This window comes from Burkholderia sp. ABCPW 111 (genome assembly GCF_000773065.1).
Taxonomy (GTDB): Bacteria; Pseudomonadota; Gammaproteobacteria; order Burkholderiales; family Burkholderiaceae; genus Burkholderia; species Burkholderia savannae.
Genome location: NZ_JPWT01000111.1, coordinates 1 through 26,438, shown reverse-complemented (window position 1 = coordinate 26,438; position 26,438 = coordinate 1). Strand labels below are relative to the sequence as shown.

At 67.5% G+C, this 26,438-nt stretch carries 24 protein-coding genes and 5 tRNA genes; 25 read left to right on the top strand and 4 right to left on the bottom strand.

What is annotated here, in order from left to right; translation table 11 throughout:
• The first annotated feature begins 785 nt into the window (after nt 1–785).
• The 5 genes from X946_RS29625 (at nt 786) to X946_RS29620 (ending at nt 3,488) form a co-directional block, all read left to right on the top strand.
• Entirely contained in the window at nt 786–1,154 is a 369-nt protein-coding gene (locus X946_RS29625; protein ID WP_152611821.1) for a hypothetical protein, read from the top strand.
• Between the two features lie 13 nt (nt 1,155–1,167).
• Entirely contained in the window at nt 1,168–1,410 is a 243-nt protein-coding gene (locus tag X946_RS34585) for a hypothetical protein (RefSeq protein ID WP_152611820.1), read from the top strand.
• Between the two features lie 81 nt (nt 1,411–1,491).
• The gene (locus tag X946_RS25610; protein WP_038753536.1) at nt 1,492–1,719 is read left to right on the top strand and encodes a ParD-like family protein; all 228 of its coding nucleotides are present in this window, start codon (nt 1,492–1,494) and stop codon (nt 1,717–1,719) included.
• Nucleotides 1,719–2,546 (top strand): type I methionyl aminopeptidase, encoded by an 828-nt coding sequence (gene map, locus X946_RS25605; protein WP_038753533.1) that lies wholly within the window; start codon nt 1,719–1,721, stop codon nt 2,544–2,546. Before X946_RS25610 ends, map begins: the two co-directional genes overlap by 1 nt.
• A gap of 492 nt (nt 2,547–3,038) precedes the next feature.
• A complete protein-coding gene (locus X946_RS29620) occupies nt 3,039–3,488 on the top strand; it encodes a hypothetical protein (protein ID WP_052145184.1) in 450 nt (149 codons plus the stop codon).
• Between the two features lie 84 nt (nt 3,489–3,572).
• Here the strand turns inward: X946_RS29620 and X946_RS25595 are convergent, their stop codons facing one another.
• The gene (locus X946_RS25595; RefSeq protein WP_038753530.1) at nt 3,573–4,136 is read right to left on the bottom strand and encodes a TetR/AcrR family transcriptional regulator; all 564 of its coding nucleotides are present in this window, start codon (nt 4,134–4,136) and stop codon (nt 3,573–3,575) included.
• A 979-nt stretch (nt 4,137–5,115) separates the two neighbouring features.
• Here X946_RS25595 and fdxA point away from each other — a divergent pair.
• The 6 genes from fdxA to X946_RS25565 all read left to right on the top strand — a co-directional run bounded on the left by fdxA (nt 5,116) and on the right by X946_RS25565 (nt 11,292).
• Entirely contained in the window at nt 5,116–5,454 is a 339-nt protein-coding gene (gene fdxA / locus X946_RS25585; RefSeq protein ID WP_038753524.1) for a ferredoxin FdxA, read from the top strand.
• A 99-nt stretch (nt 5,455–5,553) separates the two neighbouring features.
• Nucleotides 5,554–6,546: a GTP 3',8-cyclase MoaA gene (gene moaA / locus X946_RS25580; protein WP_038753545.1), complete on the top strand. Its 993-nt coding sequence runs from the start codon at nt 5,554–5,556 to the stop codon at nt 6,544–6,546.
• 7 nt (nt 6,547–6,553) lie between these two features.
• Nucleotides 6,554–7,327: a ferredoxin--NADP reductase gene (locus X946_RS25575; RefSeq protein ID WP_038753521.1), complete on the top strand. Its 774-nt coding sequence runs from the start codon at nt 6,554–6,556 to the stop codon at nt 7,325–7,327.
• 380 nt (nt 7,328–7,707) lie between these two features.
• Nucleotides 7,708–7,914: a hypothetical protein gene (locus X946_RS32355; protein WP_152611819.1), complete on the top strand. Its 207-nt coding sequence runs from the start codon at nt 7,708–7,710 to the stop codon at nt 7,912–7,914.
• Nucleotides 7,911–10,325, top strand: coding sequence for a molybdopterin oxidoreductase family protein (locus X946_RS25570; RefSeq protein WP_038753519.1), 2,415 nt, complete (start codon nt 7,911–7,913; stop codon nt 10,323–10,325). The genes X946_RS32355 and X946_RS25570 overlap by 4 nt, the downstream gene beginning before the upstream one ends.
• Nucleotides 10,326–10,941: 616 nt before the next feature.
• Nucleotides 10,942–11,292 carry a hypothetical protein gene (locus tag X946_RS25565; RefSeq protein WP_038753516.1) on the top strand — a complete coding sequence of 117 codons (351 nt, stop codon included), beginning with the start codon at nt 10,942–10,944 and terminating at the stop codon, nt 11,290–11,292.
• Nucleotides 11,293–11,501: 209 nt separating this feature from the next.
• On the opposite strand, the gene fabI is transcribed toward X946_RS25565, so the two are convergent.
• Nucleotides 11,502–12,293 (bottom strand): enoyl-ACP reductase FabI, encoded by a 792-nt coding sequence (fabI, locus tag X946_RS25560; protein WP_038753514.1) that lies wholly within the window; start codon nt 12,291–12,293, stop codon nt 11,502–11,504.
• A 119-nt stretch (nt 12,294–12,412) separates the two neighbouring features.
• Between fabI and X946_RS25555 the strand changes: the two genes are divergently transcribed.
• The 5 genes from X946_RS25555 to X946_RS25535 all read left to right on the top strand — a co-directional run bounded on the left by X946_RS25555 (nt 12,413) and on the right by X946_RS25535 (nt 19,121).
• On the top strand, nt 12,413–14,395 hold the full coding sequence (locus X946_RS25555) for an extracellular solute-binding protein (RefSeq protein WP_038753511.1): 1,983 nt from the start codon (nt 12,413–12,415) through the stop codon (nt 14,393–14,395).
• A 112-nt stretch (nt 14,396–14,507) separates the two neighbouring features.
• Nucleotides 14,508–15,548 (top strand): microcin C ABC transporter permease YejB, encoded by a 1,041-nt coding sequence (locus X946_RS25550; protein WP_038753509.1) that lies wholly within the window; start codon nt 14,508–14,510, stop codon nt 15,546–15,548.
• Nucleotide 15,549: 1 nt separating this feature from the next.
• A complete protein-coding gene (locus X946_RS25545) occupies nt 15,550–16,647 on the top strand; it encodes an ABC transporter permease (protein WP_038753507.1) in 1,098 nt (365 codons plus the stop codon).
• The gene (locus X946_RS25540) at nt 16,644–18,278 is read left to right on the top strand and encodes an ABC transporter ATP-binding protein (protein WP_038753504.1); all 1,635 of its coding nucleotides are present in this window, start codon (nt 16,644–16,646) and stop codon (nt 18,276–18,278) included. The genes X946_RS25545 and X946_RS25540 overlap by 4 nt, the downstream gene beginning before the upstream one ends.
• Before the next feature lie 135 nt (nt 18,279–18,413).
• The gene (locus X946_RS25535) at nt 18,414–19,121 is read left to right on the top strand and encodes a C40 family peptidase (RefSeq protein ID WP_038753501.1); all 708 of its coding nucleotides are present in this window, start codon (nt 18,414–18,416) and stop codon (nt 19,119–19,121) included.
• A 159-nt stretch (nt 19,122–19,280) separates the two neighbouring features.
• Here X946_RS25535 and X946_RS25530 read toward each other — a convergent pair whose 3' ends face one another.
• A complete protein-coding gene (locus tag X946_RS25530; RefSeq protein ID WP_038753542.1) occupies nt 19,281–20,333 on the bottom strand; it encodes a patatin-like phospholipase family protein in 1,053 nt (350 codons plus the stop codon).
• A 436-nt stretch (nt 20,334–20,769) separates the two neighbouring features.
• Here X946_RS25530 and gltX point away from each other — a divergent pair, with 436 nt between their 5' ends.
• The 7 genes from gltX (at nt 20,770) to X946_RS25495 (ending at nt 23,720) form a co-directional block, all read left to right on the top strand.
• The gene (gene gltX / locus X946_RS25525; RefSeq protein WP_038753498.1) at nt 20,770–22,179 is read left to right on the top strand and encodes a glutamate--tRNA ligase; all 1,410 of its coding nucleotides are present in this window, start codon (nt 20,770–20,772) and stop codon (nt 22,177–22,179) included.
• Nucleotides 22,180–22,334: 155 nt separating this feature from the next.
• Nucleotides 22,335–22,410: transfer RNA gene (locus tag X946_RS25520), tRNA-Ala, on the top strand.
• 150 nt (nt 22,411–22,560) lie between these two features.
• A tRNA-Glu gene (locus X946_RS25515) sits at nt 22,561–22,636 on the top strand.
• A 79-nt stretch (nt 22,637–22,715) separates the two neighbouring features.
• A tRNA-Asp gene (locus tag X946_RS25510) sits at nt 22,716–22,792 on the top strand.
• A gap of 64 nt (nt 22,793–22,856) precedes the next feature.
• Nucleotides 22,857–22,932: transfer RNA gene (locus X946_RS25505), tRNA-Glu, on the top strand.
• 81 nt (nt 22,933–23,013) lie between these two features.
• A tRNA-Asp gene (locus X946_RS25500) sits at nt 23,014–23,090 on the top strand.
• A gap of 159 nt (nt 23,091–23,249) precedes the next feature.
• Nucleotides 23,250–23,720, top strand: coding sequence for a GNAT family N-acetyltransferase (locus X946_RS25495; RefSeq protein ID WP_038753496.1), 471 nt, complete (start codon nt 23,250–23,252; stop codon nt 23,718–23,720).
• A 405-nt stretch (nt 23,721–24,125) separates the two neighbouring features.
• Here the strand turns inward: X946_RS25495 and X946_RS25490 are convergent, their stop codons facing one another.
• A complete protein-coding gene (locus X946_RS25490) occupies nt 24,126–24,989 on the bottom strand; it encodes an AraC family transcriptional regulator (protein ID WP_038753493.1) in 864 nt (287 codons plus the stop codon).
• A 129-nt stretch (nt 24,990–25,118) separates the two neighbouring features.
• Between X946_RS25490 and rraA the strand changes: the two genes are divergently transcribed.
• Together rraA and X946_RS25480 are read left to right on the top strand one after the other, a co-directional pair.
• Nucleotides 25,119–25,616, top strand: a complete 498-nt coding sequence (gene rraA / locus X946_RS25485; protein WP_038753490.1) for a ribonuclease E activity regulator RraA — start codon at nt 25,119–25,121, stop codon at nt 25,614–25,616.
• Between the two features lie 52 nt (nt 25,617–25,668).
• Entirely contained in the window at nt 25,669–26,076 is a 408-nt protein-coding gene (locus X946_RS25480; protein WP_038753487.1) for a gamma-glutamylcyclotransferase family protein, read from the top strand.
• Nucleotides 26,077–26,438 lie beyond the last annotated feature (362 nt).

Here is a 26,438-nt window from a genome sequence, read left to right as displayed (position 1 = left end):
TCAAGGTCATCAAGCGCAGGGCCTACGGGTACCGTGACGAGGAGTACTTCTTCCTCAAGATCCGCGCCGCGTTCCCCGGAATTCCGCGATGAACCTTTTCTTTTTCCGGTGTGTTGGAAATGCCAATGCGCGGCGGCGCTTTCGTCTCGGTCGGAATCGCGTTGGTTCGTATTGCCAATCGATTGGCGGCCGGGCGCGCATGGATGCGGGCGGGTGCGGACGGCAACGCGTCGCGTCGCACACACCTTGCTTGTCGCTGACGCTCTCTCGCGTGCGGCGTCGCAATCCGCGTGCATGCTCGGTTCAGCCCGCGCATGTGGCGAGCGCGCAGCGCCGCGCGTTGTTCGGCTTCTCCCGCGGTCGATTCTGCTTCGCCGCGCTCGAACGCGATCCGGCTCTCGCCGAAGCTGTTCGGCATCCGGTTGCGCGAATGCGTATTCCTCTTCCGTTGTGCGCCGAACGACGCTTGTCGCGCGGCACCGTGAGCGGCATTTGCGCGAGCGCGCCGGCTACTTTGTCGGCTATGCCGATCATCGCGTGCATCGCTTTTCTCGGTCGATGCGGAATGCAGCATCTCGCTGCCTCGCCGCGATGCAGTCGAACTGGGCGCGGTAGCGTGCGGGACCGCCGGTTACGGCGGCGATCGCGCGCCCGTCTGAGCGCGTCGCGGCGAAACGTTTCTTCAAAGCCCAAATATCGTGAGGACTCCGTCGCGTTTGAGCTGGTTGGCATCAGCGATGCGCTGTTGCCGATGGGCCTGTGCATCGACTGCGGTGCGCGGCCGCTTGCGCGTGAACATCGACAGGTTCTGCTCGCGCGGGTTGCTCGCGCCGCCTCTCGCGACATGTCGCCTCGATCGCCATCCCGGGTGGTCGGCGGAATTGATTGAGCGAAGGCCGCGGGGCGGTTTCGTCGACGATGGGCTCGACGTCGCGATCCTTTTCGGGCAGCCGTTCGCGTCGTCGCTCGTCGCGTGCAAGCTGCCGAAGATTGGCGCGATGATCGTCGCGGCGCTCGCGGGCGTGAGGAAACACGGCCCTCTTGCGATGCCCGCCGATCGCGCCGAACGCTATTGTCCAGACGCGCAGCCCGATCACGGGGCGGGCGCTGGCATGAGCGTGCCGCGGGGGCCGGACGTCGGGTGCCGCGCATGACGGCGCGGGGCGCATGCTTGTCGTGGATGCCGGCGTTCCGTTCGGCGCACGGCCATCCGGAACCGGCATCGCGCGCGTCGAGCCAGATGGCGTACGGGAACTGATCGACAAGGGCCGTCTCGCCGAATCGGTTCCCGAATGGCGCGGCGGGGCACTTTTGCTTGATGCGCGGTATTCACGGCGCCGTCTGCCGGCGGCGGAAGGCCGCGCGTTCGTCGATGTCTGCGCCGAGATTCCCGAAGCCCATTGTGCGTGACCATGTGCGACGGCGCGCTTGATCGGCGCGCCGCATATCCGGTAATATACGATCCGTATATAAATCGTATAAATTCATGCCATGGGAATAGTCAAGATATCCGATCAGATGCATGAATCGCTGCGCCATGCGAGCGCCGCGCTAAGCCGATCGATCAATGCGCAGGCGGAGCACTGGCTGCGTATCGGGATGCTCGCCGAATTGCATCCGACGCTCAGCTACGCGGAGATTTGCCGCCTGTTGATCGAGGCGGAAATTCAGGGCGACGAAGCGACGACGACCTCCACCGCCGCCGCGAGGACCGCATGATGGCACGTTCACGACACGTTCCGATCCGCTCGAAGGCCGAGATCGCGATGGCGCGCCGCGCCGGCATGATGGCCGCGCAGGTGCTGAGCATGATCGCGCCGCACGTGAAGGCCGGAGCGACGACGAACGAGCTCGACCGGCTGTGCCGCGATTACATCGTCGACGTCCTGCACGCGCGACCCGCGAACATCGGCTATCACGGATATCCGAAGACGATCTGCGCATCCGTGAACCATGTGGTCTGCCACGGCATTCCATCCGATCACGCATTGATGGACGGCGACATCGTCAACATCGACGTCGCGCTCGATATCGACGGCTGGTATGGCGATACGAGCCGCATGTATTTCGTCGGCGAGCCGGCCGCGGCTGCGCGCCGTCTCGTCGATGCGACCTTCGAAGCGATGATGGCGGGAATCGCGGCGGTGCGTCCGGGCGCGACGCTCGGCGACGTCGGCCATGCGATCCAGAGCGTCGCGCATCGCGAGGGCCTCAGTGTCGTGCGCGAGTACTGCGGCCACGGCATCGGTCGCATTTACCACGACGAACCGCAGGTGCTCCATTACGGGCGGCCGGGAACGGGGCTTCGCCTCGCGCCCGGCATGATCTTCACGGTCGAGCCGATGCTCAATGCGGGGCGCGCCGAAACGCGGCAACTCGCAGACGGCTGGACGGTCGTGACGCAGGATCGTTCGTGGTCCGCGCAGTGGGAGCACATGGTGGTCGTCACGGAAGGCGGCTTCGATATCCTGACGCCGTGGCCGGACGGCGAGCCGGCGTGCCCGCCGGTTGGAGCGGACACGCCGGGCGCGATCGAGCGGAGCTGAATCGACATCTCGGTCGAGCATGCGTGATCGTAGGCCGGGAACAGGCGGCGGGGCACTTCGGGCACTTCGGGCACTTCGGGCATTCGCGGCCGTAGCCGTCTGCCGCTCGGGACACCTCCGATCTGTCGCTGCCCGGCCGCCGAGCGCAGGAATCCCGTCCGCCGCGCGGCGGCATTGAGCGCGTGCGATGGCGCGAAGCTTTGCCTGCGCGATGATGCATCGCGCGAGTCGGTTGCACTGATTCGGACTCCGATGGTTCGTGTCATCGACACGCGCGCGGCGCACCGGGCCCATCCGGACTGGGTGTGCGGATTGCCGGTTTGACGGCCGGCCATGCCGAGAGAATCACGACGAGCCGATGCGTGTCCAGTTCCGGATGCCATGTGGCGGGGCGATCGCGGAGTCGCGGCCGCCGGTCGAGCATCGGTTGGTGTCGCCCGGCTTCATAGCGCGGATTCCTCCCATTTCGGACTACTCGAAGCCGGCGCGACGATGAGCGGCGTATACGAGAATCCCGCAAGCCCGAATCACGTCGGCACGCCGATGCGAGGGGACGGCTTCGCGTTGAAGCGCAGGCGCGTGCCCGACGCCCGGTTGCACTCGAAATCGGCCGCGAGGCCGATCTTCCTGTCGATGATGGGCCGCTACCGATGGAGGTTATTGTTGGCCGCGCGGCATGTCCCGCAGATAGTTGCCGGCATGAGCGGCGAGCGGCTGCACACGGTGCCCGAAGCGTACGACGAGAATGCGCCGCACGCACGGCGCGTTCCGCTGCATCGCGACGCAAGCGACGATTCGCTCGAGCGGCAAGCGCTGAACGGCGCGGACGACTTGCATATCACGCGTTCGCGAGCGACGCCGACGGACGATGCAGGTTTGCCGCCGCAACAGACAATTTCCGCACGCGCGCATCCGGCGCCGCCGTTCAGAATCGCGAACTGACGCTCGGCGCGCCCGCGCGCGAGGCGTGGGCGGCGCGCGCTTGCCGCGAGATGCGCCATGTGTTCGACGCGCGCGGCGCGCCCGTCATTTCTTCGGCGCGCCGCCGCCGAACGATCGCATCGTGTAGGCCAGCACCGAGCGAAGCACTTCGTCGCGGCGCTCGGGCGTCGCCATCGCGCGCGCGACGAGCACCGCGCCGATCGCCGCGCATCCGAGCGTCCACGCCGCTTCGTCGTCGTGCAGCACGTTCGCGATCGATGTCTGAAAGCGCTTGATCAGATCCTCGAACATCTTGCGCGTCGCGACGTCGGCGCGCGCGATCTCCGCGCCGAGCGCGGGCACGGGGCAGCCGAGTTCCGGATGATCGGCGTGCGCGGTGCTCAGATAGCCGCGCAACGCCGCGACGAGGTCGTCCTTCGAGCGGTTCTCGACCGTCGCGAGCACCTTCGACATCTCGTGCTCGACGATCGCGTGCAGGAATTCCGGCTTCGAGCGGAATTGCGAATAAAACGCGCCCGTGGTCACGCCGGCCGCCGCGGTGAGCGCGTCCATGCCGGTGTTCGCGAAGCCGCTTTGCTTCGCGAGCGCGGCGCCTGCCTCGATGAGGCGGGCCCGGCTTGCCTCCTTGTGTTTCGCTGTGTAACGCATGTCGCTTCCGTATTCGCGGCCTTGATCGAATGACTTCGATTGAAGTATAGAATAACGTCCGTTACCATAACGATCGTTATTGAAACGGGCTTCAATCGGAGCCGGCCGGACGGCCGGACGGAGCGTTTCGCGGCAGCCGAGAAAACCGTGCGCACCGTGTGCATGCGGCGCTCGCGCCGTGGAATGTGGCGTGCCTCGGCGTCGGGGCCGAAGCGGTGCGGTGCGCAAAGGTGTGTGGCGGCGAAGCGCATCGGGCCTCGACGGGCCTGCTGCCCGGAATGCGGCGCGTGTCGCTAGGGCGCGTTTTGCTCGCCATCGGCATTCCGGCGATCGGTTGGCGCGGCCGAGCCAGCCTGAGCCCGAACTCGAGCCCGAAGCGGCGTCGCACGCGTGACGTGAGGACGATGCGCGCGGCGGCGTCGCGCGGTATTGGCTCGAGTAGCGCGTGCAAGCCGCATTCGCGTTGCCCGTCGGAGGCGGGCGGGGCGATCGTCGGGGCGGAGCAATCAAGCTCGCAACGCGCGGCCGGCCATCGACGACCCGGGCTTCGGCTCGACGCAACGCGCCATGCCCATCGAGCGGCCGATGAACCGGGGTTCCGCCTGCATCGAATGTCTCGGCTGCGCGTTGCGCGCAGCGCGATTCGTGCCGCAGCGCTTCGCATGTGAATGCGCCGTATGCGTGACGTCGCGGAGCGATCTCGCGTGCCGGCGCAATTCGCGCTCGCTGGCTTGTGCGACAACGCGCTTGCCGCGTACGTCCGTCATCTCGCGACCCGGACGTCGACGCACAGAGCGGCGGGCCGGACATCGCGTAGTCGGCTCATTCTAGAATTCCTGTTTGTTCTTGATAGGTTCCAAATTGGAACTTACTATATGCTCGAAACGATGTCGGCGCGCGACGGAAGACTGTGAAGCCCTGCGCTCATCGTCGGCATTCAACATGCGCGGGCCCGAGTCCGCCGTCAGGGAGATACCGGATGACCTTTGTCGTGATGGAAGCGTGCATTCGCTGCAAGCACACCGATTGCGTGGACGTGTGCCCCGTCGATTGTTTTCACGAGGGGCCTAATTTTCTCGTCATCGATCCGAACGAATGCATCGACTGCGCGCTGTGCGAGCCGGAGTGCCCGATCGACGCGATACGCGCGGCCGACGACTTGCCGGACGATCAACGGCATTTCATCGCGCTCAACGCCGAGCTCGCCGAGCATCCGAACTGGCCTCGGATCACCGGCAGGAAGCCGGCGCTTTCCGATCACGCGACGTGGACCGACGTGAAAGGCAAGCTCGCCCAGTTGGACCGCAACGGCGCGTGATGCCCGTCATGCCGCGTCGATTCGATCAGCGCCCGTGCCGGCGGCGTGCCGCATGCGAGCGGCGATCCCAAAGCGCGAAGCCGCGCGGTGCGATCTGACATGGGCCGCGCGCTCGCCGATCGCTTCGGCCGCGACGTCACCTACGTGCGTCTGTCGGTGACGGACCGCTGCGATTTCCGCTGCGTCTATTGCATGGCGGAGGACATGCGGTTCCTGCCGCACGGCGACGTGCTGACGATCGACGAACTGGCGGCCGTCGCCGAGGCGTTCGTCTCGCTCGGCGTGCGCAAGATCCGGCTCACGGGCGGCGAGCCGCTCGTTCGCGCCGGCTTGACGACGCTCGTCGAGCGCGTGGCGAAACTGCCGGGTCTCGACGAACTCACGCTGACGACCAACGGCGCGCGCCTCGCGCGGTTCGCCGCACCGTTGAAGGCGGCCGGCCTGGATCGCATCAACGTCAGTCTCGACAGTCTGCGCGCTGAGCGCTTCGGCGCGCTGACGCGCACCGGCCGCCTGCAGGCGGTGCTGGCCGGCATCGCCGCCGCGAAGGGCGCCGGGTTCCGGCGCATCAGGCTGAACAGCGTGATCCTGCGCGGGCGCAACGACGACGAGGTGCTGGATCTGGTGCGTTTCGCCCGCGAGGAGCGGCTCGATCTGGCGTTCATCGAGGAGATGCCGCTCGGCGCGATCGACGAGCACGACCGGGCTTCGAGCTTCGTGTCGAGCGAGGCGGTGCTCACGCAGATCCGGCTCGCCTATCCGCTATTTCCGAGCATCGAATCGACGGGCGGCCCCGCACGCTATTTCCGGATGGCGGACAGCGACATTCGCATCGGCGTGATCTCGCCGCACAGCCACAATTTTTGCGGCGACTGCAACCGGGTGCGCGTCACGGCGAGCGGCCGCATGCTGCTGTGTCTCGGCAACGAGCACGGCGTCGAGCTGCGCGACGTGCTGCGCGCTCGCCCAGGCGACGGCGAGCGCTTGCGCGACGCGATCGTCGCCGCGATGCCGCTGAAGCCCGAGCGGCATCACTTCGATCTGAACGCGCCGCCGCAGGTCGTACGCTTCATGAACATGACGGGAGGATGAGGAAGAGATGTCCGCGAACGCCCATGAAACGGTGCTGTCCGTTCATCACTGGAACGACACGCTGTTCAGCTTCAAGACGACGCGCAATCCGAGCTTGCGTTTCAAGACCGGCCAGTTCGTGATGATCGGGCTCGAGATCGAAGGCAAGCCGCTGATGCGCGCCTACAGCGTCGTCAGCGCATACTACGACGATTATCTGGAGTTCTACAGCATCAAGGTGCCCGACGGCCCGCTCACGTCGCGGCTTCAGCATCTGCGGGTCGGCGACACGCTGCTCGTCGGCCGTAAGCCGACCGGCTCGCTGATCATCGACAACCTTCGGCCCGGCAGGCATCTGTACCTGCTGTCGACGGGCACGGGCCTCGCGCCCTTCATCAGCGTGATCCGCGATCCCGAATACTACGAGGCGTTCGACAAGATCGTCCTCACGCACGGCGTGCGCTGGAAGAGCGAGCTCGGCTATTTCGATCACATCACGTCCGAACTGCCCGAGAACGAGTACTTCGGCGATCTGGTGCGCGACAAGCTGATCTACTACCCGACCGTGACGCGCGAGACGTTCGAGCGTCAGGGGCGCCTGACCGAGTTGATCGACTCGGGCAAGCTGTTCGACGACATCGGCCTGCCGCCTTTCGATCCCGCCGTGGATCGCGCGATGATCTGCGGCAGCCCGAGCATGCTCGCCGATCTGGTCGAGATCCTGGCGCGGCGCGGCTTCGTCGAGGGGACGAGCCATGCGCCGGGCGATTACGTGATCGAGCGCGCCTTTGTCGAGAAATGACGGTGCGCGGCGGCGCGGCGCGCGGGTGTCGCCATCGCGTGCGCTCGTCGTTGCGTGGGTCGTCGGTCGTCGGTCGTCGGAACGTTCACGCGTCGTCGTCGTTCGCACCGCGTCCGCGATTGTCGCGTCGCCGCCGCTGTCGCCGTGCGTGAACGGCATGCGTGCGTCGTGCGGTGCGCGGGTGCGCGCGCGACATTTCTGCGGTAGGAAAGGGCGCCGGGCAGTCCCGCTCGGGCTGATCGGCGTGTGCGGCGCTCGGGCGCCCGCGCGGCCCGACGAGCGTTTCTAGTTTCAAGCGACTGTCGCGCGTCGACGGCACTTTCGGCGTTTCGCGCGCAACGATCGCGTCTGGTGTTCGCGTGCGGTCATTCGGATTCCGAATGGAGCTGCGAGCAACACGCGCTCGTCGTCACGCCGGCCGTGACGGCAAGCGCGCCGACGCCAGCGTTCGCGAAGCCGTTTCTCTTTGTGCGCGCGGCGTTCGGTGTTCGGTGTTCGGCGTCGACGACGCACGCGCGGCGCATTTGCTCGCGTTTCGGCGATCGCCGCGTCGATGCACGCTGCGTTTGGAGCGTCTGTTCGATTGACTTCGGTCAATACGTGGAATAACGTCCGTTGCGATAACGATCGTTATTTGATATTCACCATTCCCCGATTCCGGCGAGTGCGCCGGCAGATGGAGCGTGCGATGGCAGTCGAAAAAACCGCCTGTATCCTGTGTTCGCGCAATTGCGGTCTCGTCGTCGACGTCGTGGACGGCAAGTTCGCGAAAATCCGCGGCGACGACGATCACCCGATTTCGAAAGGCTATCTGTGCCAGAAGGCCGCGCGCCTCACGTACTACCAGCATCACGACGACCGTCTGACGCATCCGCTGCGCCGCGAGCCCGACGGCAGCTTCGTGCGCGTCACGTGGGACGAGGCGCTCGACGACATCGCGCAACGTCTCGTCGCGCTGCGCGAGCGGCACGGCGGCGACGCGTTCGCGTTCGTCGGCGGCGGCGGGCAGGGCAATCATGTCGGCGGCGCGTATAGCCGGCAACTGCTCGCGGCGATGCGAAGCCGCTACGCGTACAACGCGCTCGGCCAGGAAAAGACCGGCGATTTCTGGCTCAACGGCCGCTTGTTCGGCCGTCAGGACTGCCACACGACCGAGGGCATCGAGCATGCGGACTACGTGCTCGTCATCGGCGCGAATCCATATCAGGCGCACGGCATCCCGAACGCACGCGACACGCTGCGCGACTTGAAGAAGGACCCGAACCGCACGCTCGTCGTCGTCGATCCACGGCGCTCGGAGACGGCCAAGCAAGCCGATCTCCATCTGCAGGTGCGCCCCGGCACGGACGCGTATTTGATGAGCGCGATGCTCGCGATCATCCTGCGCGACGGGCTGATCGACCGCGAGTTCATCGCGCGGCGCTGCGCGGGTTTCGAGTTCGTCGAGCGCGCGCTGCGCGATGTGCCGATCGCCGAGTACGCCCGCCGCGCGGACGTGCCGCTCGAGGACGTCGAGCGCGTCGCGCGCGGGTTCGCGACCGCACGCGCCGCGTGCCTGCGCATCGATCTCGGCATCCAGCACACGCTGCACACGACGCTCAACGGCTATCTCGAGAAGCTGCTGTTTCTCTTGACCGGCAACTTCGGCAAGCGCGGCGGCAACAACCTGCATACGTTCCTGCTGCCCGTCATCGGCCACACCGACGAGCGCGTGCGCAAGAACGGCAAGCCGCTCAAGCGGACCGCGCGTCACCGGATGTTTCCGATCGCCGGCATCTATCCGCCCAACATCCTGCCCGACGAAATCGAGCACGCGGACGAGAATCGCGTGCGCGCGGTGTTCGTCGACAGCGCGAATCCGGTCGTCACGTATGCCGATTCGAACGCGTACGAGCGCGCGTTCGGCAAGCTGGAACTGCTCGTCGTGATCGACGTCGCGATGACGGAGACGGCGCGCCTCGCGCATTACGTGCTGCCCGCCGCGTCGCAGTTCGAGAAATGGGAGGCGACGGGTTTCAATCTCGAGTTCCCGGCCAACGCGTTCCATCTGCGGCATGCGCTGCTGCCGCCGCTCGGCGAATCGCTGCCGGAGCCTGAGATCTACACGCGGCTGCTCGAGAAGATGGGCGAACTGCCGGGCCGGTTTCCGCTCCTCGAGCGCGTCGCGCGGCTCGAGCCGCGCGCGTCGAAGCACCTCGTCTACATGGGCGCGCTCGGCATCGCGCTCGCGGCGAACAAGAAGTGGCAGCGTCATGCGGCGTCGATCGTCTATCGCACGCTCGGACGCGCGCTGCCGAACGACGCCGCGGGTATTGCGCCGCTGCTGCCGCTCACGATGCTGTATGCGCAGCAGCACTACGCGGCCGTGCGCCGCGCGGGCATTCGCGGCAACCGGGCGACGCTCGGCACCGCGCTCTTTCGCGCGATTCTCGAGCGGCGCTCCGGGACGGTGATGAGCATTCACGAGTTTCACGAAATGTGGCGCTTCATCCGCCATCCGGACGGCCGCGTGCATCTGCACATTCCGGAGATGATCGACGAGTTGCGCGCGCTCGGGACGGAGACGCCGCCCGGCGCCGATTACCCGTTCGTGCTGATGGCGGGCGAGCGGCGCGCGTACAACGCGAACCAGATCTATCGCGATCCGTCGTGGCGCAAGGTCGATCCCCACGGCTCGCTGCGGATTCATCCTGACGATGCGGCCGCGCTAGGTGTCGCAGACGGCGGCAAGCTCGTGTGCGCGTCGGCGACGGGCAGCATCGAGGTCGTCGCCGAGCTCGACGACAGCGTGCGGCGCGGGATGGTCACGCTGCCGCACGGCTATGGCATGCGTTACAAGGGCGGGGCGCCGATCGGGCCCGAGCTCAATCGCCTGACGTCGGGCGCGCACTGCGATCCGCTGTCGCGCACGCCTTATCACAAGTACGTGCCCGTGCATTTGCGCGTCGTCGATGCGCTGGTGCCCGCAACGCCGACCGTCGAGGCCGTGCCGGCTTGACGACGCGCGCGCCGCCGGGCGTGCGGCGGCGCGGGCGGGCTCTCCAGCCGGCGCGCGGCGAGCGCGCATCCGCCGCGCGTCGGGAAGGCCGCTCGCGCAGCATGCAGGGCGACGGGCGGGCGCAACGGATGCGTGCGCGCCTAACGTCCGCTACGCCGCACCCGCCGCACCCGCCGCCCCGCCGCACCCGCCGCACCCGCCGCACCGACCCGCCGCACCGCATCGGCCGAGATTCGATGACATTCGGCGGCATTCGGCCGCTTTCGCGTCGGGCTTCCCCGCTTTCCCGCTCGATTGGCCGCCTCGTTCGCGCATGCGAGCCCGGCGGGCGGAAAACCTCTCTTCGATTCGCCGGCGCGGCGCGCTGACAGGCGGGCGGCGACGCCGGCCGATTCTCGAACCTTTTCCCCGTCTTTTACGACGCGGCGGATGCGCGTTTCGCCGCCGCTTCGCCGCGTCGCGAGCGGCGGGCCGGCCGCATCGGGCCGAATGTAACGAAACGTTAGCGATCCGATCGCGATGCGATGCCGCGCATCAGTTCTTACAAAGTTGAAATATGCGGCGCAGATGGTTCCCGCTATAGTCGAAACCAACGAATCAACCAGAAGGGGAGTCCATGAAAACCTTGCGTGCTGCCTCGCTCGCGGCCGGTCTCGCCGCGTTGCTCGCATCCGGCGCCGCGTTGGCAGGCGTCAGCGTCGGCATCAACGTCGGTGTGCCCGCGCCCGTCTACGTCGCTCCGGCGCCGGTCTACGCGCCGCCGCCGCCGCCCGTCGTGTATCAGCCGGCTCCCGTCTACGCACCGGCCCCCGTGTATGCGCCCGTGCCGTCGATCGTGATCGGCTGGCACGGCGACCGTTACTGGGACGGCCGCCGCTACTGGGGCCGCGACGAATGGTATCGCCATCACCGCGATTGGGACCGCGGCCACCGGGACAACGGCCGCCACAACGGCTGGCGTCACTGATGCCGGCGTTTGGCCGTGCGCCGGCCGGCATACGGCGCGTCGAGCGACGCATGCCGCCGCCGGCCCCATGAAAAAACCGCCCGAGGAACGGGCGGTTCGAACATCCGACGAACCCCGCGCTTTCGCGAGCGCGGGGTTCGTCCTTTTCGCGCCGGGCGCCGCCGTGCGCCGAAGCGCCGCGGCTCGGGCCGCCCGCCGCCGCGCCGCGCTTACTCTTCGAGGCCGGCCATCCCGCCCACCACCGCGTTGAAGCCCGAGTCGACGTGCATCACCTCGGCCGTGACCCCGCTCGCGAGGTCCGACAGCAGGAACGCGCCCGCGTTGCCGACCTGCTCGATCGTCACGTTGCGCTTGAGCGGCGAGTTGCTCTCGACGAAGTCGAGAATCTTGCCGAAGCTCTTGATGCCGCTTGCCGCGAGCGTCTTGATCGGGCCCGCCGAGATCGCGTTCACGCGCACGCCCTTCGCGCCGAGCGACACCGCGAGATAGCGGACGCTCGCCTCGAGCGCCGCCTTCGCGAGGCCCATCGTGTTGTAGTTCGGAATCGCCCGTTCCGCGCCGAGATAGGAGAGCGTGAGGAGCGAAGCGTCGCTCGACAGCATCGGCAGCGCGGCCTTCGCGAGCGCCGGGAAGCTGTACGCGGAGATGTCGTGCGCGATGCGGAAGTTCTCGCGCGTGAGGCCGTCGAGGAAATCGCCCGCGATCGCCTCGCGCGGCGCGAAGCCGATCGAGTGGACGAGGCCGTCTAGCGTGTCCCAGTGAGCCTTGAGCGACGTGAAGAGGGCGTCGATCTGCGCGTCGTCGGCGACGTCGCACGGGAACACGAGCTCGCTGCCGAACTCGGCCGCGAACTCGGTGATGCGATCCTTGAAGCGATCGCCGACGTAGGTGAACGCCAGCTCGGCACCTTCGCGCTTGCACGCCTTGGCGATGCCGTAAGCGATCGAGCGGTTCGACAAGAGGCCCGTCAGCAGAATACGTTTACCGTCGAGAAAGCCCATGAATTCTCCTATGTGTGGCGCCCGCGCCCGCGCATCGGCGGGCGCCGGTTGGCTGTAATCGGTTGCGAGTGGGTAGAATTCTCTCACATCGCCATCCTCGAACGACTGCCAAGGCTTCTATGACGATCGGTTCGCCCCGGGCCAGCCGGCCGCGACCGCCGCGACGCGCGGCGACACCCAAACAGGCCGCGCGACCGGCCGCGCCGCAACGGGCGGCCGATCGGCGCGCCGCGCTCGGGCGCTTCGTGCGCTTCGTGCATTTCGTGCATTTCGTGCGCCGGACGGCCGCGGGCGTCGCGCTCGCGCTCGCCGCGATGCCGGCCGCCCACGCGGCTTACGCGATCGCCCAGTACGGCGAGCCGAAGTATCCGCCCGGCTTCAAGCATTTCGACTACGTGAACCCGGACGCGCCGAAGGGCGGCACGCTCGTGCTCGCGAATCCGAACCGGCTCACGACATTCGACAAGTTCAATCCGTTCACGATGCGCGGCAACCCGGCGCCCGGCCTCGACCTGCTGTTCGAGAGCCTGACGACGGGCAGCGCCGACGAGCCCGCGTCCGCGTACGGCCTCCTCGCGGACGACATCGCGGTGGCGCCGGACGGGCTGTCGGTCACCTTCCATCTGAATCCGCGCGCGCGCTTCTCGAACGGCGATCCCGTCACCGCGGCGGACGTCAAGCATTCGTTCGACGCGCTGAAGAGCCCGCAGGCGGCGCCGCAATACCCGGCGTACTACGCGGACATCACGCGCGCGGTGATCGTCGATCCGGCGACCGTTCGCTTCGAGTTTCGCCGGAAAAACCGCGAGCTGCCGCTGATCGCGGGCGGCATTCCGGTGTTCTCGCGCAAATGGGGCCTGCGGCCGGACGGCTCGCGCATGCCGTTCGACCAGCTCGCGTTCGAGCAGCCGATCGGCAGCGGCCCGTACCTGATCGAGCGCTACGACACCGGCCGCACGATCGCGTACCGGCGCAATCCCGCGTATTGGGGCGCCGCGCTCCCCGTGCGGATCGGCACGAACAATTTCGAGCGCATCGTCTACAAGCTGTACGGCGACGGCGTCGCGCGGCTCGAGGCGTTCAAGGCAGGCGAGTACGACGTGCTCATCGAGTACATCGCGCGAAACTGGGTGCGGCGCGACGTCGGCAAGCGCTTCGACAGCGGCGAGCTCGTGAAGCGCGAGTTTCGCCAGCACAACGGCGCGGGCATGCAGGGCTTCTTCATGAACCTGCGGCGGCCGCTGTTCCAGGATGTGCGCGTGCGCCGCGCGCTCGATCTCGCGTTCGACTTCGAATGGCTGAACCGGCAGCTGTTCTACAGCGCCTACACGCGCCTGAACAGCTACTTCGCCGATACCGACCTGCAGGCGACGGGCGTGCCGAGCGCGGGCGAGCTCGCGCTGCTGAACCCGCTGCGCGCGCAGCTCGACCCGGCGGTGTTCGGGCCGATGACCGTGCAGCCCGTCACCGATCCGCCCGCATCGCTGCGCGCGAACCTGCTGACGGCGCGCGCGCTGCTTGCGCAAGCCGGCTGGACCTACCGCGACGGCGCGTTGCGCAACGCGAAGGGCGAGCCGTTCGTATTCGAGATCCTCGACGATTCGGGCTCGGCGTTCGAGGGAGTGGTTACCGCGTACATCCGCAATCTCGCGAAGCTCGGGATCGTCGCGAAGTATCGGACGGCCGATTACGCGCTGCTGCAAAAGCGCCTCGACGCGTTCGACTACGACGTGACGACGGTCCGCTACCCCGGCGTCCAGGTGCCGGGCGCCGAGCAGGTCGCGCGCTTCGCGAGCCGCTACGCGGACGAGCAGGGCTCGGACAACCTGACCGGGCTCAAGTCGCCTGCGGTCGACGCGATCCTGAAGGCGCTCACGCAGGCCGAGACGCGGCAGGAACTGCTCGATGCGACGCACGCGCTCGACCGCGTGCTGATGCACGGCTACTATGCGGTGCCGCAGTGGTACAGCGCGACGCACCGGATCGCGTTCAAGCGCACGCTCGCCTATCCGTCGACGCTGCCGCTGTACTATTCGGCGGAAGGCTGGGTCGCGTCGACGTGGTGGGCGAGCCCTGGCCACGGCGCGTCCGCCGAGCCGTGACGGCGGCCCGCACGGCGCGCGCCGCACGGGCCCGGCGTACGCCGCGCGGCGCGCTTGCCGCGCCCGCCGATTGACGAAACCGTTCGAACACGCCTGAGTGCCGAGTGCGCCTATGTGGAGCTACATCCTCAAACGTCTGCTGCTGATGATCCCGACGCTCGTCGGCGTCCTGACCATCACGTTCGCCGTGATCCAGTTCGTGCCGGGCGGCCCGGTCGAGCAGGCGGTGCAGGAGCTGCGCAAGGGCGCCGAGCGGGGCAGCGCGCCGTTCGGGATGCGCTCGTACACGGGCGTCGACGCGCAGCAGCTCGCGCAGCTGAAAGCGCTGTACGGCTTCGACAAGCCGCCGCTCGAGCGCTACTGGCTGATGCTCGAGCGCTTCGCGCGCTTCGATCTCGGCGACAGCTATTTCCATCATCAGAGCGTCTGGTCGCTCGTCGTGTCGAAGCTGCCCGTGTCGATCAGCATCGGCGTGTGGACTTTCCTGCTCACCTACCTGATATCGGTGCCGCTCGGCATCGCGAAGGCGGTGAGGAACGGCTCGCCGTTCGATCTCGCGACGAGCCTCGTCGTTCTCGTCGGCTACGCGATTCCCGGCTTCGTGCTCGGCGTGCTCTTGCTCGTGCTGTTCGGCGGCGGCTCGTTCTGGCAGATCTTCCCGCTGCGCGGCCTCACGTCCGACAACTTCGCGCAGCTCTCCGTCGCCGGCAAGATCGCCGATTACCTGTGGCACATCGCGCTGCCGATCGTCGCGTCGGTCGTCGGCAGCTTCGCGGTGATCACGATGCTCACGAAGAACGCGTTCCTCGACGAGATCCGCAAGCAGTACGTGCTGACCGCGCGCGCGAAGGGGCTCTCGGAGCGCAGCGTGCTGTGGAAGCACGTGTTCCGCAATGCGCTCCTGCCGCTCGTCGTCGGCTTTCCGGCCGCGTTCATCGGCGCGTTCTTCACCGGCAGCCTGCTGATCGAGACGCTGTTCTCGCTCGACGGGCTCGGCCTGCTGTCGTACGAATCGGTGATCCGGCGCGACTATCCGGTCGTGCTCGGCACGCTCTACATCTTCACGTTGATCGGGCTCGCGACGAAGCTCGTGTCCGATCTCTGCTACGTGTGGGTCGACCCGCGCGTTCAATTCGAGCAACTGGAGCGCTGATTTGAGCCGACTCGCCGTCTCTTCCCGGATCGACGCCGCGCGCGCGCGGGTGTCGCCGTCGCCCGCGCGGCGCGTGTGGCTGCGCTTCAAGGAGCAGCGCCTCGGCTACTGGAGCCTCGTGATCTTCGTGATCGCGTTCGCGGCGAGCCTCGCCGCGCCGCTGTGGTCGAACGACAAGCCGATCGTCGTGCGCTACGACGGCCACTTTTACTTCCCGCTCTTCAAGAGCTATCCGGAAACGACCTTCGGCGGCGATTTCCCGACGCCCGCCGACTATCTCGATCCTTACGTGCGCGGCAAGCTCGACGCGCCCGGCAACTTCGCGCTGTATCCGCCGAACCGCTACTACTACGACACGCTCAACTACTTCTCGAAGCGGCCGAATCCGGCGCCGCCTTCGCGCGGGAACTGGCTCGGCACCGACGCGCAGGGGCGCGATTTGCTCGCGCGGCTCGTCTACGGGTTTCGCGTGTCGGTCGAGTTCGCGCTCGTCCTGACGTTCATCGGCACGCTGCTCGGCATTGCGGCGGGCGCGGTGCAGGGCTTCTTCGGCGGACGCATCGACATCGTCGGCCAGCGGCTCATCGAAATCTGGAGCTCGATGCCGGAGCTCTATCTGCTGATCATCTTCGCTTCCATATTCGAGCCGAGCTTCATCCTGCTGATCGTGCTGCTGTCGCTGTTCGGCTGGATCGGGCTGTCCGACTACGTGCGCGCCGAATTCCTGCGCAACCGCACGCAGGACTACGTGCGCGCCGCGCGCGCGATGGGGCTCACGAACTGGCAGATCATCTGGCGGCACGTGCTGCCGAACAGCCTCACGCCCGTCATCACGTTCCTGCCGTTCCGGATGAGCGGCGCGATCCTCGCGCTCACGAGCCTCGATTTTCTCGGGCTCGGCGTGCCGCCGCCGACGCCGAGCCTGGGCGAGCTGCTCGCGCAGGGCAAGGCGAACCTCGACGCATGGTGGATCTCGCTCGCGACGTTCTGCGTGCTCGTCGCGACGCTCCTGCTGCTGACCTTCATGGGCGACGCACTGCGCAACGCGCTCGATACGCGCGTCGCGGACACGACGCGCGCGGCGGGAGGCGTCCGATGAGCGCCGTGCGCAATGCGGACGACGGCGCGGCGGCGCCGCCGCGCGAGCCGCTGCTGTCGCTCGAGCGGCTGCGCGTGCGCTTCGGCGACACGCTCGCCGTCGACGACGTGTCGCTCGCGATCGGCCGCGGCGAGCGCGTCGCGCTCGTCGGCGAGTCGGGCTCCGGCAAGAGCGTGACCGCGCTGTCGGTGCTGCGCCTGTTGCGCGACGCCGACGTGAGCGGCACGATCCGCTTCGCGGGCGAGAATCTCGCCGACAAGAGCGAGCGCGCGATGCGCGGGCTGCGCGGCGCGGATATCGCGATGATCTTCCAGGAGCCGATGACGGCGCTCAATCCGCTCTTCACGGTGGGCGAGCAGATCGGCGAGACGATCGAGCTGCACGACGGCGTGTCGAAGCGCGACGCGCGCGAGCGTGCGATCACGCTGCTCGCGCGCACCGGGATCGACAAGCCGCGCGAGCGCGTCGACAGCTATGCGCACCAGTTGTCGGGCGGCCAGCGGCAGCGCGCGATGATCGCGATGGCGCTCGCGTGCCGGCCGCGCCTGCTGCTCGCCGACGAGCCGACGACCGCGCTCGACGTGACGATTCGCGCGCAGATCGTCGAGCTCCTGCTCGAGCTGCAGCGCGACGCGGCGGCCGAGCGCGGGATGGCGGTGCTTCTCATCACGCACGATCTGAACCTCGTGCGGCGCTTCGCCGAGCGCGTCGCCGTGATGGAGAAGGGCAAGCTCGTCGAATGCGGGCCGGTCGAGCGGATCTTCGACGCGCCCGAGCATCCGTACACGCAGCGCCTCCTGCACAGCCGGCCGCAGCGCGCGGTGTCGCCGGTGCTGCCGATCGCGCCCGTCGTGCTCGACGCGCGCGGCGTCACCGTGCAGTTCAAGCAGAAGCTGCCGGGTTTCGAGGGCTGGTTCCGCTCGGGGCGCTTCACCGCTGTGTCGGACGCGAGCGTGTCGGTGCGGCAGGGCGAGACGCTCGGGATCGTCGGCGAGTCGGGCTCCGGCAAGTCGACGCTCGCGATGGCGCTTCTCGGGCTGCAGAAGGTCGCGCGCGGCGACATCGAATTCGAGGGCCGCGCGCTCGCGAGCTTTCACGGCCGCGAGCGGACCGCGCTGCGCGCGAACATGCAAGTGGTATTTCAGGACCCCTTCAGTTCGCTTTCGCCGCGGCAGACGATCGAGCGGATCGTGTCCGAAGGGCTCGAGCTGCATCGCCCGCAGCTCGCGGCCGGCGCGCGCCGCGACAAGGTGATCGCCGTGCTGCGCGAAGTCGGCCTCGACCGCACCGTGCTGCATCGCTATCCGCACGAATTCTCGGGCGGCCAGCGCCAGCGGATCGCGATCGCGCGCGCGCTCGTGCTGGAGCCGCGCGTGCTTGTGCTCGACGAGCCGACGAGCGCGCTCGACGTGTCGATCCAGCAACAAGTGTTGAAGCTGCTGTCGAATCTGCAACGCAAATACAACCTCGGCTACGTGTTCATCAGCCACGATCTGGAAGTGATCGGCGCGATGGCGCACCGGGTCGCGGTGATGCAGGGCGGGGCGATCGTCGAGACGGGCGATGTCGAGCGGATCTTCACCGATCCGGTGCATCCTTACACGCAAAAATTGCTGAAAGCCGTTCGTTAAGTCTGATGAATCCGAATGGTGCAAGAAGTTTGATTGAAATTCTCAATTCCTTTTGACAAACAAATACTTCGTGGCTAGTATCGACCGAAATTTTTCCGCTAATCAGCTGAGTTTCCAGCGCAAATTCATCGACCAATGCAGCACCGATATCTGACCCAGGCTTGCACGCGCGTCGTCGCCGGGATGTTCGTCGGCGTCCTGATCGCTGCAGCTCCCGGCGCGTTCGCCGACGAAGTCAGCAGTTCCAGTCAGAATGCCGTCGGTTCGGCTCAAGCCGAATCGGCCTCCTCCTCCCAGAATCTCCAGCAGGTCAGTGCCGCGACGCCCGCGAAGAGCCAGGGCGGCGCGAAGTCATTCCTGTCGGGCATGGCCGGCAAGGCGGGCGACGTCGTCGTCGGCGCGCTGAACATGATCGGCGTGCGCTATCGCTGGGGCGGCAACACGCCGGATTCGGGCCTCGACTGCAGCGGCTTCGTGCGCTACGTGTTCCAGGACACGCTCGGCATGTCGCTGCCGCGCCGCGCGGAAGAGATGAGCCGTGTCGGCGAGAAGGTCCGGATGAGCGAGCTGAAGCCGGGCGACCTCGTGTTCTTCAACACGATGCGCCGCACGTTCTCGCACGTTGGCATCTACATCGGCGACAACAAGTTCGTGCATTCGCCGTCGACGGGCAGCACGATCCGCGTCGACGATCTCGATAGCGGCTACTGGGAAAAGCGCTTCACCGGCGCGCGCCGGATCGAGACGCAGTTCTCGGCGAAGCCCGACGATCTGCGCCAGCGCGTGAAGGCGACGATCGGCGACGGCAACGTCAGCGCGACGAGCGCGAACGGCAGCAACTGAGTCGCGCACCGCTCGCGCCGGCCGATTGCCGGGCGCGTCGAAGCCCCGCTCTCCGATGGAAGCGGGGCTTTTGCTTTTGAGCGGCGGTTTCGAGGCGATGCGAGGCGATGCGGCGCGTGCGCGGCGCGCCGGGGCGGCCGCGCAACGACGCGGGCGGGCTCAGGCGGCGGCCGCCGTCGAGCGCGCGGCCGCGAGCTTGCGCTGCAGCTCCGGCATGATTCGCGCGACCGCTTCCTCGCCTGCGAGGATCGCCGCGTTGCGCTGGTTGAAGTCGCTGCCGCCCATCGCGGCGAGGTTCGGGCGGATCACGACGTCGGCGTATTTGTCGAGCTCGTAGGTCTTGATCGTCTGACCCATGATCGTGAACGTCTGCAGCAGCATTTCGATCGGATTGCCGGTCGTCGCGCCGTCCGGGCGCGCGGAGATGTCGACCGCGATCACGAAGTCCGCGCCCATCCTGCGCGCGAACGACGCGGGCACGGGGCTCACGAGCCCGCCGTCGACGTATTCGCGATCGCCGATCCGCACCGGCTCGAACACCGACGGCACGCTGCACGAAGCGCGCACCGCGAGCCCCGTGTTGCCGCGCTGGAACAGGATCGGCTGGCCGCTCTTCAGATCGGTCGCGACGATGCCGAGCGGTTTCGTCATCTTCTCGATCGGCCGGTTGCCGAGCGTCTTGTTGATGAAGTTCTGCAGCGCGACGCCTTGCAGCAGGCCGCGCGAGCGGAACGGCGTCGCCCAGTCGCTGATCGACGCCTCGTCCATCGCGAGCGCGAGCTTGTTGATCTGCAGCGCGTTCATTCCCGATGCGTACAGCGCGCCGACGACCGAGCCCGCGCTCGTGCCGGCGACGAGCTCGATCGGGATGCCGCGCGCCTCGAGCGCCTTCAGCACGCCGACGTGCGCGAAACCGCGCGCGGCGCCGCCGCCGAGCGCGATGCCGATCCGGACCGGCTTTTCGCGCGGCTGCGGCGGGTTCGCAGGCAGCGTGACGGCGCCCGACGTCGTCGGCTTCGTGCCGGTCGACGTGCAGGCGGCGAGGATGGCCGACGCGCAGGCGAGCGTGAACGTGCGGCGGGACAAACGGGGGGACGACATCGGCTCGATCTCCAACTGCGGACCGTGCGCGGCCGCGATGGGCGCGCCGCGCACGGCGACATTCCGGCGGCCACGCCGAAAATTGCGCGCGGCCATGCGCGGCGCCGGCATGGCGGCCGCGGCGCGCACATCATAAAGCAACTGGCGGCGCGCGCGCGAAACCTTCGGCCGGGCGGCGAGGCGGCCGTTGGCCGAATGGCCAGGGGGCGAGGCCGGCCGGCGTTTGAGAAGATATCCGGGCGCGAGAGTCGTTCGCCGCTGCCGGGGCGCCGGAATGCGAAGGCTGCGGGGCTCGAGGCGGACCGGTCGCGTGCGGCGCTGCGCCGCGCCGCTTGAAGGGGCGTGTGGGCGCGTAAGTTGGGCGATGACGCGCGGCCCCGCCGCAAGCCGCGCGAGCCGGGCGTCGCGCGACGAGGAAGCGCCGCGCGGCGAGTATAATTCGTGCTCTTTGCGTTCCGGTCGCGCATGCACCCCGGCATTGCCGTGCGGCGTGCGCCGCCGCGTCGTTTCAATTGATGCGCCGTTTGAGGCGTTCGAGCTATCGTTTATGACCCGTCCTGTCCGCACCCGTTTTGCGCCGAGCCCCACGGGCTTCATCCACCTGGGCAACATCCGATCCGCGCTCTATCCGTGGGCCTTCGCCCGCAAGATGAAGGGCACGTTCGTGCTGCGGATCGAGGATACCGACGTCGAGCGCTCGACCGAGGCGTCCGTCGACGCGATCCTCGAAGGAATGGCATGGCTCGGCCTCGATTACGACGAAGGCCCGTTCTACCAGATGCAGCGGATGGACCGCTACCGCGAAGTGCTCGAGCAGATGCGGGAGCAGGGCCTCGTCTATCCGTGCTACATGTCGACGGAAGAGCTCGACGCGCTGCGCGAGCGCCAGCGCGCGGCGGGCGACAAGCCGCGCTACGACGGCACGTGGCGCCCCGAGCCGGGCAAGGTGCTGCCGGAGCCGCCCGCCGGCGTGAAGCCCGTGCTGCGCTTCCGCAATCCGTTGACGGGCGCGGTCGAGTGGGATGATGCGGTGAAGGGCCGCGTCGAGATCTCGAACGAGGAGCTCGACGACCTCGTCATCGCGCGTCCCGACGGCACGCCGACGTACAACTTCTGCGTCGTCGTCGACGATCTCGACATGGGCATCACGCACGTGATCCGCGGCGACGACCACGTGAACAACACGCCGCGTCAGATCAACATCCTGCGCGCGCTGGGCGGCGAGGTGCCGGTGTACGCGCACCTGCCGACCGTGCTGAACGAGCAGGGCGAGAAGATGAGTAAGCGCCACGGCGCGATGAGCGTGATGGGCTATCGCGACGCCGGCTATTTGCCGGAAGCGGTGCTCAACTATCTCGCGCGCCTCGGCTGGTCGCACGGCGACGCGGAGATCTTCTCGCGCGAGCAGTTCGTCGATTGGTTCGATCTCGAGCATCTCGGCAAGTCGCCCGCGCAGTACGACCACAACAAGCTGAACTGGCTGAACAACCACTACATCAAGGAAGCGGACGACGCGCGCCTTGCCGAGCTCGCCAAGCCGTTCTTCGCGGCGCTCGGCGTCGACGCCGACGCGATCGCGAAGGGCCCTGGCCTGGCGGGCGTGATCAGGCTGATGAAGGATCGCGCGTCGACGGTGAAGGAGATTGCGGAGAACTCGGCGATGTTCTATCGCGCGCCCGCGCCTGATGCCGACGCGCTCGCGCAGCACGTCACCGAGGCGGTGCGCCCGGCGCTCGCCGATTTCGCGGCGGCGCTGAAGGCGGCCGACTGGACGAAGGAGGCGATCGCGGCCGCACTGAAGGCGACGCTCGGCGCGCACAAGCTGAAGATGCCGCAGCTCGCGATGCCGGTGCGCCTGGTCGTCGCGGGCACGACGCACACGCCGTCGATCGACGCAGTGCTGCTGCTGTTCGGTCGCGACGTCGTCGTGTCGCGTCTCGAAGCGGCGCTCGCATAGCGCGCGCAAGCCGAGGCCGCGTGGTTCGAATGGCTCGATGTCCCGAGTGCGCGGCTTCGCAAAGAATTTTGCTCGAATCGCAAATGGGGTATTTACAAACCTCAAAACCGTCTCTACAATCTCGCTTCTCTGTTGTTCAGCAGTCAACGAGACACGGGGGTATAGCTCAGCTGGGAGAGCGCTTGCATGGCATGCAAGAGGTCAGCGGTTCGATCCCGCTTACCTCCACCAGTTGAACGCAGAGTGAGTGAGGTTTGCGAAGCATTGAGTGACAGAAAAAATGCTTCACAAACGGAATGAAAGAAGTTAGAATTTCATTCTTTGCTGTTGGTGAAAATTGACGGCAAGAACAAAGCAGTAAGACAAATCTGAAAAGATTTTGTCCCCTTCGTCTAGAGGCCTAGGACATCACCCTTTCACGGTGAGTACAGGGGTTCGAATCCCCTAGGGGACGCCAAACATCAGCGGCGTTTCATTGGAAACGAAGCGGGTCGGCAAGAGCGTAACCGACGCTTGTCGATCAGGGTGCAAGAAGTGGAGCGGTAGTTCAGTCGGTTAGAATACCGGCCTGTCACGCCGGGGGTCGCGGGTTCGAGTCCCGTCCGCTCCGCCAGATCGAGAGCCCGTTCAGGCTGCATGTGAACGGGCTTTTTCGTTAAAGGTGTAAGCAGTACGTTGTCCCCTTCGTCTAGAGGCCTAGGACATCACCCTTTCACGGTGAGTACAGGGGTTCGAATCCCCTAGGGGACGCCAACACAAGGCGTCGTTCGAACGAAACGTCGAGACGATGCGCCGGCAGGAAGCACCGACGCCTGCCAGGCAAGCAGCAAGACTGGAGCGGTAGTTCAGTCGGTTAGAATACCGGCCTGTCACGCCGGGGGTCGCGGGTTCGAGTCCCGTCCGCTCCGCCAAATCGAAGCCCGTTCAGGAACGCCTGAACGGGCTTTTTGTTTTCCGTCCCGATTCCTGCCGGATTGTTCGGTGCATCGTGGCCGCATGCGTGCAAATCGGCATTGCAACGCGCGCCGGCTGCGCTATCGTGGCGATGACGCAGGTTTTGCGAACACGCCATGTCCGATTCCGCCGCCGCTCCTCTCGTCTATCTGCTGCGCTCCGCCGAGCCGGGCGACTTCGAATTCGCGGAAGCGCTCACGCACGGCAACATGAATGCGTACTACGAGCGCCACGGCCTCAAATGGCGCGCGGATCTCTTTTTCGCGAGCTGGCGCGACTCGGAGAACTTCATTCTCGAGCTCGACGGCTCGCCCATCGGTTTGTTGAGAATCACCGAGGAGGGCGATTCGCTGCACATCCGCGACGTGCAGATCGCGCCGGGGCATCGGCAGCGCGGCGCGGGTACGTACCTGCTCGAGATGTCGCACCGCTTCGCGAAGGCGCGCGGCTTGCGGGAGACGCAGCTGCGCGTGTTCGTCGACAACCCGGCCGCGCGGCTCTATCTGCGGATGGGCTATCGGCTCGCGGGGCCGCGTCTTGCGCAGTTCGGGTCGATCCGCCATATGGTGCGGCTCGTGCCGCGGTGAGGCCGCATGCGCGGCGGAGCCTCGTCGGGCGAACGGGGAAACGGCGCGAACGAATCGAGCGAGGCGACGGGGCGGCGCGTGCGCGATCGAGTGCGCGCCGCGTACGTAGAGCGTTGGCCGACGCGGATTCGATAAATGGCTTGCGTGAGGCGCGCCGCGATGGGCCGAGCATCGAGCAGTCCGAACGGGCGCGCGAACCTGCCTCGGCTCGCGGGGGGAACGACCGAGATCGACGGCTTCGCCTTGAACGTGCCGTGCCGCGCCGCGTCGATTCGGGACGGCGACCGAGGTCGATTGATTCCGTCGTGTTCGTCCGGACGCGCCGCTCGCAAGCGGAGTCGTCCGTCACATCCCGAAGGCCGAGCGCTCCGCCGGCCCGGTCGATCCGACCGCACCCGCCCGCCGTCACAGCAGCGGTCCGGCGTCCCCGTCGTCGGCCTGCGCGAGTTCCGCCGCCGCATGCACGTCGCCGCGCTGAATGAACGCGCGAGGGCTCGCCCCGAACGCGCGCCGGAACATCGCGGAGAACGCGCTCTGGCTCTGGTAGCCGAGTTCGTGCGCGATGTGCGATAGCGGCCGCCCCTGGTTCAGGAGCGGAATCGCGCGCGCGAGCAGCGCCTGCTGACGCCATTGCGAAAAACTCACGCCGAGCTCCTGCTTGAAGAGCCGTGCGATCGTCCGCGTGCTCGCGCCGACGCACGCCGCCCAGTGCTCGAGCGATTCGCCCTGGGCCGGATGCGCGAGCACCGCTTCGCACAGCGCGCGCAGCCGCTTTTCGGCCGGCATCGGCACCGCGAGCGGCAGCGGCTCGGCACGCGTGAGTTCGTCGAGCACGAGCTCGGCCAGCAGCCGCTCGCGCGCCCGATTGAGCGCGCGCGCCTCGAGCGCGACGATCAGCTCGCGCAGCAGCCCCGACACCTCGACGACGCGGCACGCGTCGAGCCCGTCCGGCACCGCCGATTCGGCGACGTATAGCGTGCGCAGATACGCGTCCTCGACGATCACGACTTCATGCGGAATTCGCGGCGGCACCCAGATCGCGCGCGACGGCGGCACCATCCACGTCGAATCGGCCGTCGCGAGCCGCAGCACGCCGCGCGACGCGTACGCGAGCTGCGCCCACGCGTGCGAGTGCAGCGGCACGCGCGTGCCGGCGGCGGTCGCGCGGGCGCGCACGCGCATCGGGTGCGATGGGGTCGGCGCGAATTCGGACGGAACGTCGATCGTGGCGGCGGGCGGCTGCGCCGCAAGGGGAACGGACGGGCTCATCGGTGATCGAAGACAGGGGCGGGTGGTGCGTCCGGCTATTGTAGGGCGAGCCTTCTACCTGCCGCAGCGGGATTTTTCTTCGCCGATAATGCCGGATCGACACCACACGGCCCTCCAGGAGACTTCGACATGATGTTCGCCACCACCGACCTTTGCGACGCGAACGAAGGCCGCCTCGCGGCCGGCACGCTGCGCGTGCTCGAGCCCGCGTTCCGCTCGTTCGGCGGCGTGCGGCGCTTCGCGGGACCGGCCGCGACGCTCAAGCTGTTCGAGGACAACACGCTCGTGCGCGCGGCGCTCGAGCAGGACGGCGCGGGGCGCGTGCTCGTCGTCGATGGCGGCGGCAGCCTGCGCTGCGCGCTCGTCGGCGGCAACCTCGGCGCGCTCGCGCAGAAGAACGGCTGGGCCGGGATCGTCGTGAACGGTTGCGTGCGCGACTCGGCCGAACTCGCCGAATGCAGCGTCGGCGTGCTCGCGCTCGCCGCGCATCCGCGCAAGAGCGACAAGCGCGGCGTCGGGGTGAGCGACGTGCCCGTCGACGTACGCGGCACGCGCATCGTGCCGGGCGACTGGATTTACGCGGACGCCGACGGTGTCCTCGTCAGCGACGGCGCGCTGCTCGAGTGACGCGGCGGCGTGCCGGCTCGATGGCACGACTGTAACAAGGAAGGGAAATGCGATGCGCTACGTATTCTGCTACGGGACCCTGAGAGCGGGCGAGATCAACGACATCGGCCGGGCGGCCGCGCGGCACGGCATCGCGGCGCCGACGCTGATCGGCGCCGTGGCGGTGGCGGGGCGGCTGTACGATTTCGGCAATTATCCGGGGATGGTCGCCGAGAGCGGCCGCGATCTCGTCTGGGGCGACGTCTACGCGATCGACGAGCAACTCGTGCCGGTGCTCGACGAGATCGAGGCGGTCTATCCGGGCATCGAGGGGCTGTTCGTGCAGCAGCAGGCGTTGGTCGAGCTCGGCGGGCGGCGGTACGATTGCCTGTACTATCCGGTCGTCGCGCATTCGATCGCGGACCGGCCGCGGATCGAGTCGGGCGATTGGGTGCAGTATCGCCGAGCGCGCGCCGCGTGACGCTGCGTCGCATGTGCGATCTGCGGCTGCGACGTGTGGCGGCGACCGTCGTGCGCGAGCGCGGCGGCGTGCGAAATCTGGCCGCGGACGTCGGATGCGCGACCGTCGATGGCCGACGACGGCCGGCTTCGAACGAGGAAGCGCAGCCGGCGAGCGCCGACGCCGCCTATGGCGCCCGATAGGGAACGCAAGGGCCGCCGTCGAGCCGGGAGTCCAAAGTTCTAGCGGCAAGAGGACGGGAACAAAAATCCAAACCGACGTCCAACGCTGAACGCTGAACGCTGAACGCTGAACGCTGAACGCTGAACGCTGAACGCTGAACGCTGAACGCTGAACGCTGAACGCTGAACGCTGAACGCTGA

Bases quoted from the DNA above. Each gene is read 5' to 3' on its own strand.
- X946_RS34585 (WP_152611820.1), top strand. From the start codon at position 1,168: ATGCTTGTCGTGGATGCCGGCGTTCCGTTCGGCGCACGGCCATCCGGA.
- X946_RS25610 (WP_038753536.1), top strand. From the start codon at position 1,492: ATGGGAATAGTCAAGATATCCGATCAGATGCATGAATCGCTGCGCCAT.
- map (WP_038753533.1), top strand. From the start codon at position 1,719: ATGGCACGTTCACGACACGTTCCGATCCGCTCGAAGGCCGAGATCGCG.
- X946_RS29620 (WP_052145184.1), top strand. From the start codon at position 3,039: ATGAGCGGCGTATACGAGAATCCCGCAAGCCCGAATCACGTCGGCACG.
- X946_RS25595 (WP_038753530.1), bottom strand. From the start codon at position 4,136: ATGCGTTACACAGCGAAACACAAGGAGGCAAGCCGGGCCCGCCTCATC.
- fdxA (WP_038753524.1), top strand. From the start codon at position 5,116: ATGACCTTTGTCGTGATGGAAGCGTGCATTCGCTGCAAGCACACCGAT.
- moaA (WP_038753545.1), top strand. From the start codon at position 5,554: ATGGGCCGCGCGCTCGCCGATCGCTTCGGCCGCGACGTCACCTACGTG.
- X946_RS25575 (WP_038753521.1), top strand. From the start codon at position 6,554: ATGTCCGCGAACGCCCATGAAACGGTGCTGTCCGTTCATCACTGGAAC.
- X946_RS32355 (WP_152611819.1), top strand. From the start codon at position 7,708: ATGGAGCTGCGAGCAACACGCGCTCGTCGTCACGCCGGCCGTGACGGC.
- X946_RS25565 (WP_038753516.1), top strand. From the start codon at position 10,942: ATGAAAACCTTGCGTGCTGCCTCGCTCGCGGCCGGTCTCGCCGCGTTG.
- fabI (WP_038753514.1), bottom strand. From the start codon at position 12,293: ATGGGCTTTCTCGACGGTAAACGTATTCTGCTGACGGGCCTCTTGTCG.
- X946_RS25555 (WP_038753511.1), top strand. From the start codon at position 12,413: ATGACGATCGGTTCGCCCCGGGCCAGCCGGCCGCGACCGCCGCGACGC.
- X946_RS25550 (WP_038753509.1), top strand. From the start codon at position 14,508: ATGTGGAGCTACATCCTCAAACGTCTGCTGCTGATGATCCCGACGCTC.
- X946_RS25540 (WP_038753504.1), top strand. From the start codon at position 16,644: ATGAGCGCCGTGCGCAATGCGGACGACGGCGCGGCGGCGCCGCCGCGC.
- X946_RS25535 (WP_038753501.1), top strand. From the start codon at position 18,414: ATGCAGCACCGATATCTGACCCAGGCTTGCACGCGCGTCGTCGCCGGG.
- X946_RS25530 (WP_038753542.1), bottom strand. From the start codon at position 20,333: ATGCCGGCGCCGCGCATGGCCGCGCGCAATTTTCGGCGTGGCCGCCGG.
- gltX (WP_038753498.1), top strand. From the start codon at position 20,770: ATGACCCGTCCTGTCCGCACCCGTTTTGCGCCGAGCCCCACGGGCTTC.
- X946_RS25495 (WP_038753496.1), top strand. From the start codon at position 23,250: ATGTCCGATTCCGCCGCCGCTCCTCTCGTCTATCTGCTGCGCTCCGCC.
- X946_RS25490 (WP_038753493.1), bottom strand. From the start codon at position 24,989: ATGAGCCCGTCCGTTCCCCTTGCGGCGCAGCCGCCCGCCGCCACGATC.
- rraA (WP_038753490.1), top strand. From the start codon at position 25,119: ATGATGTTCGCCACCACCGACCTTTGCGACGCGAACGAAGGCCGCCTC.
- X946_RS25480 (WP_038753487.1), top strand. From the start codon at position 25,669: ATGCGCTACGTATTCTGCTACGGGACCCTGAGAGCGGGCGAGATCAAC.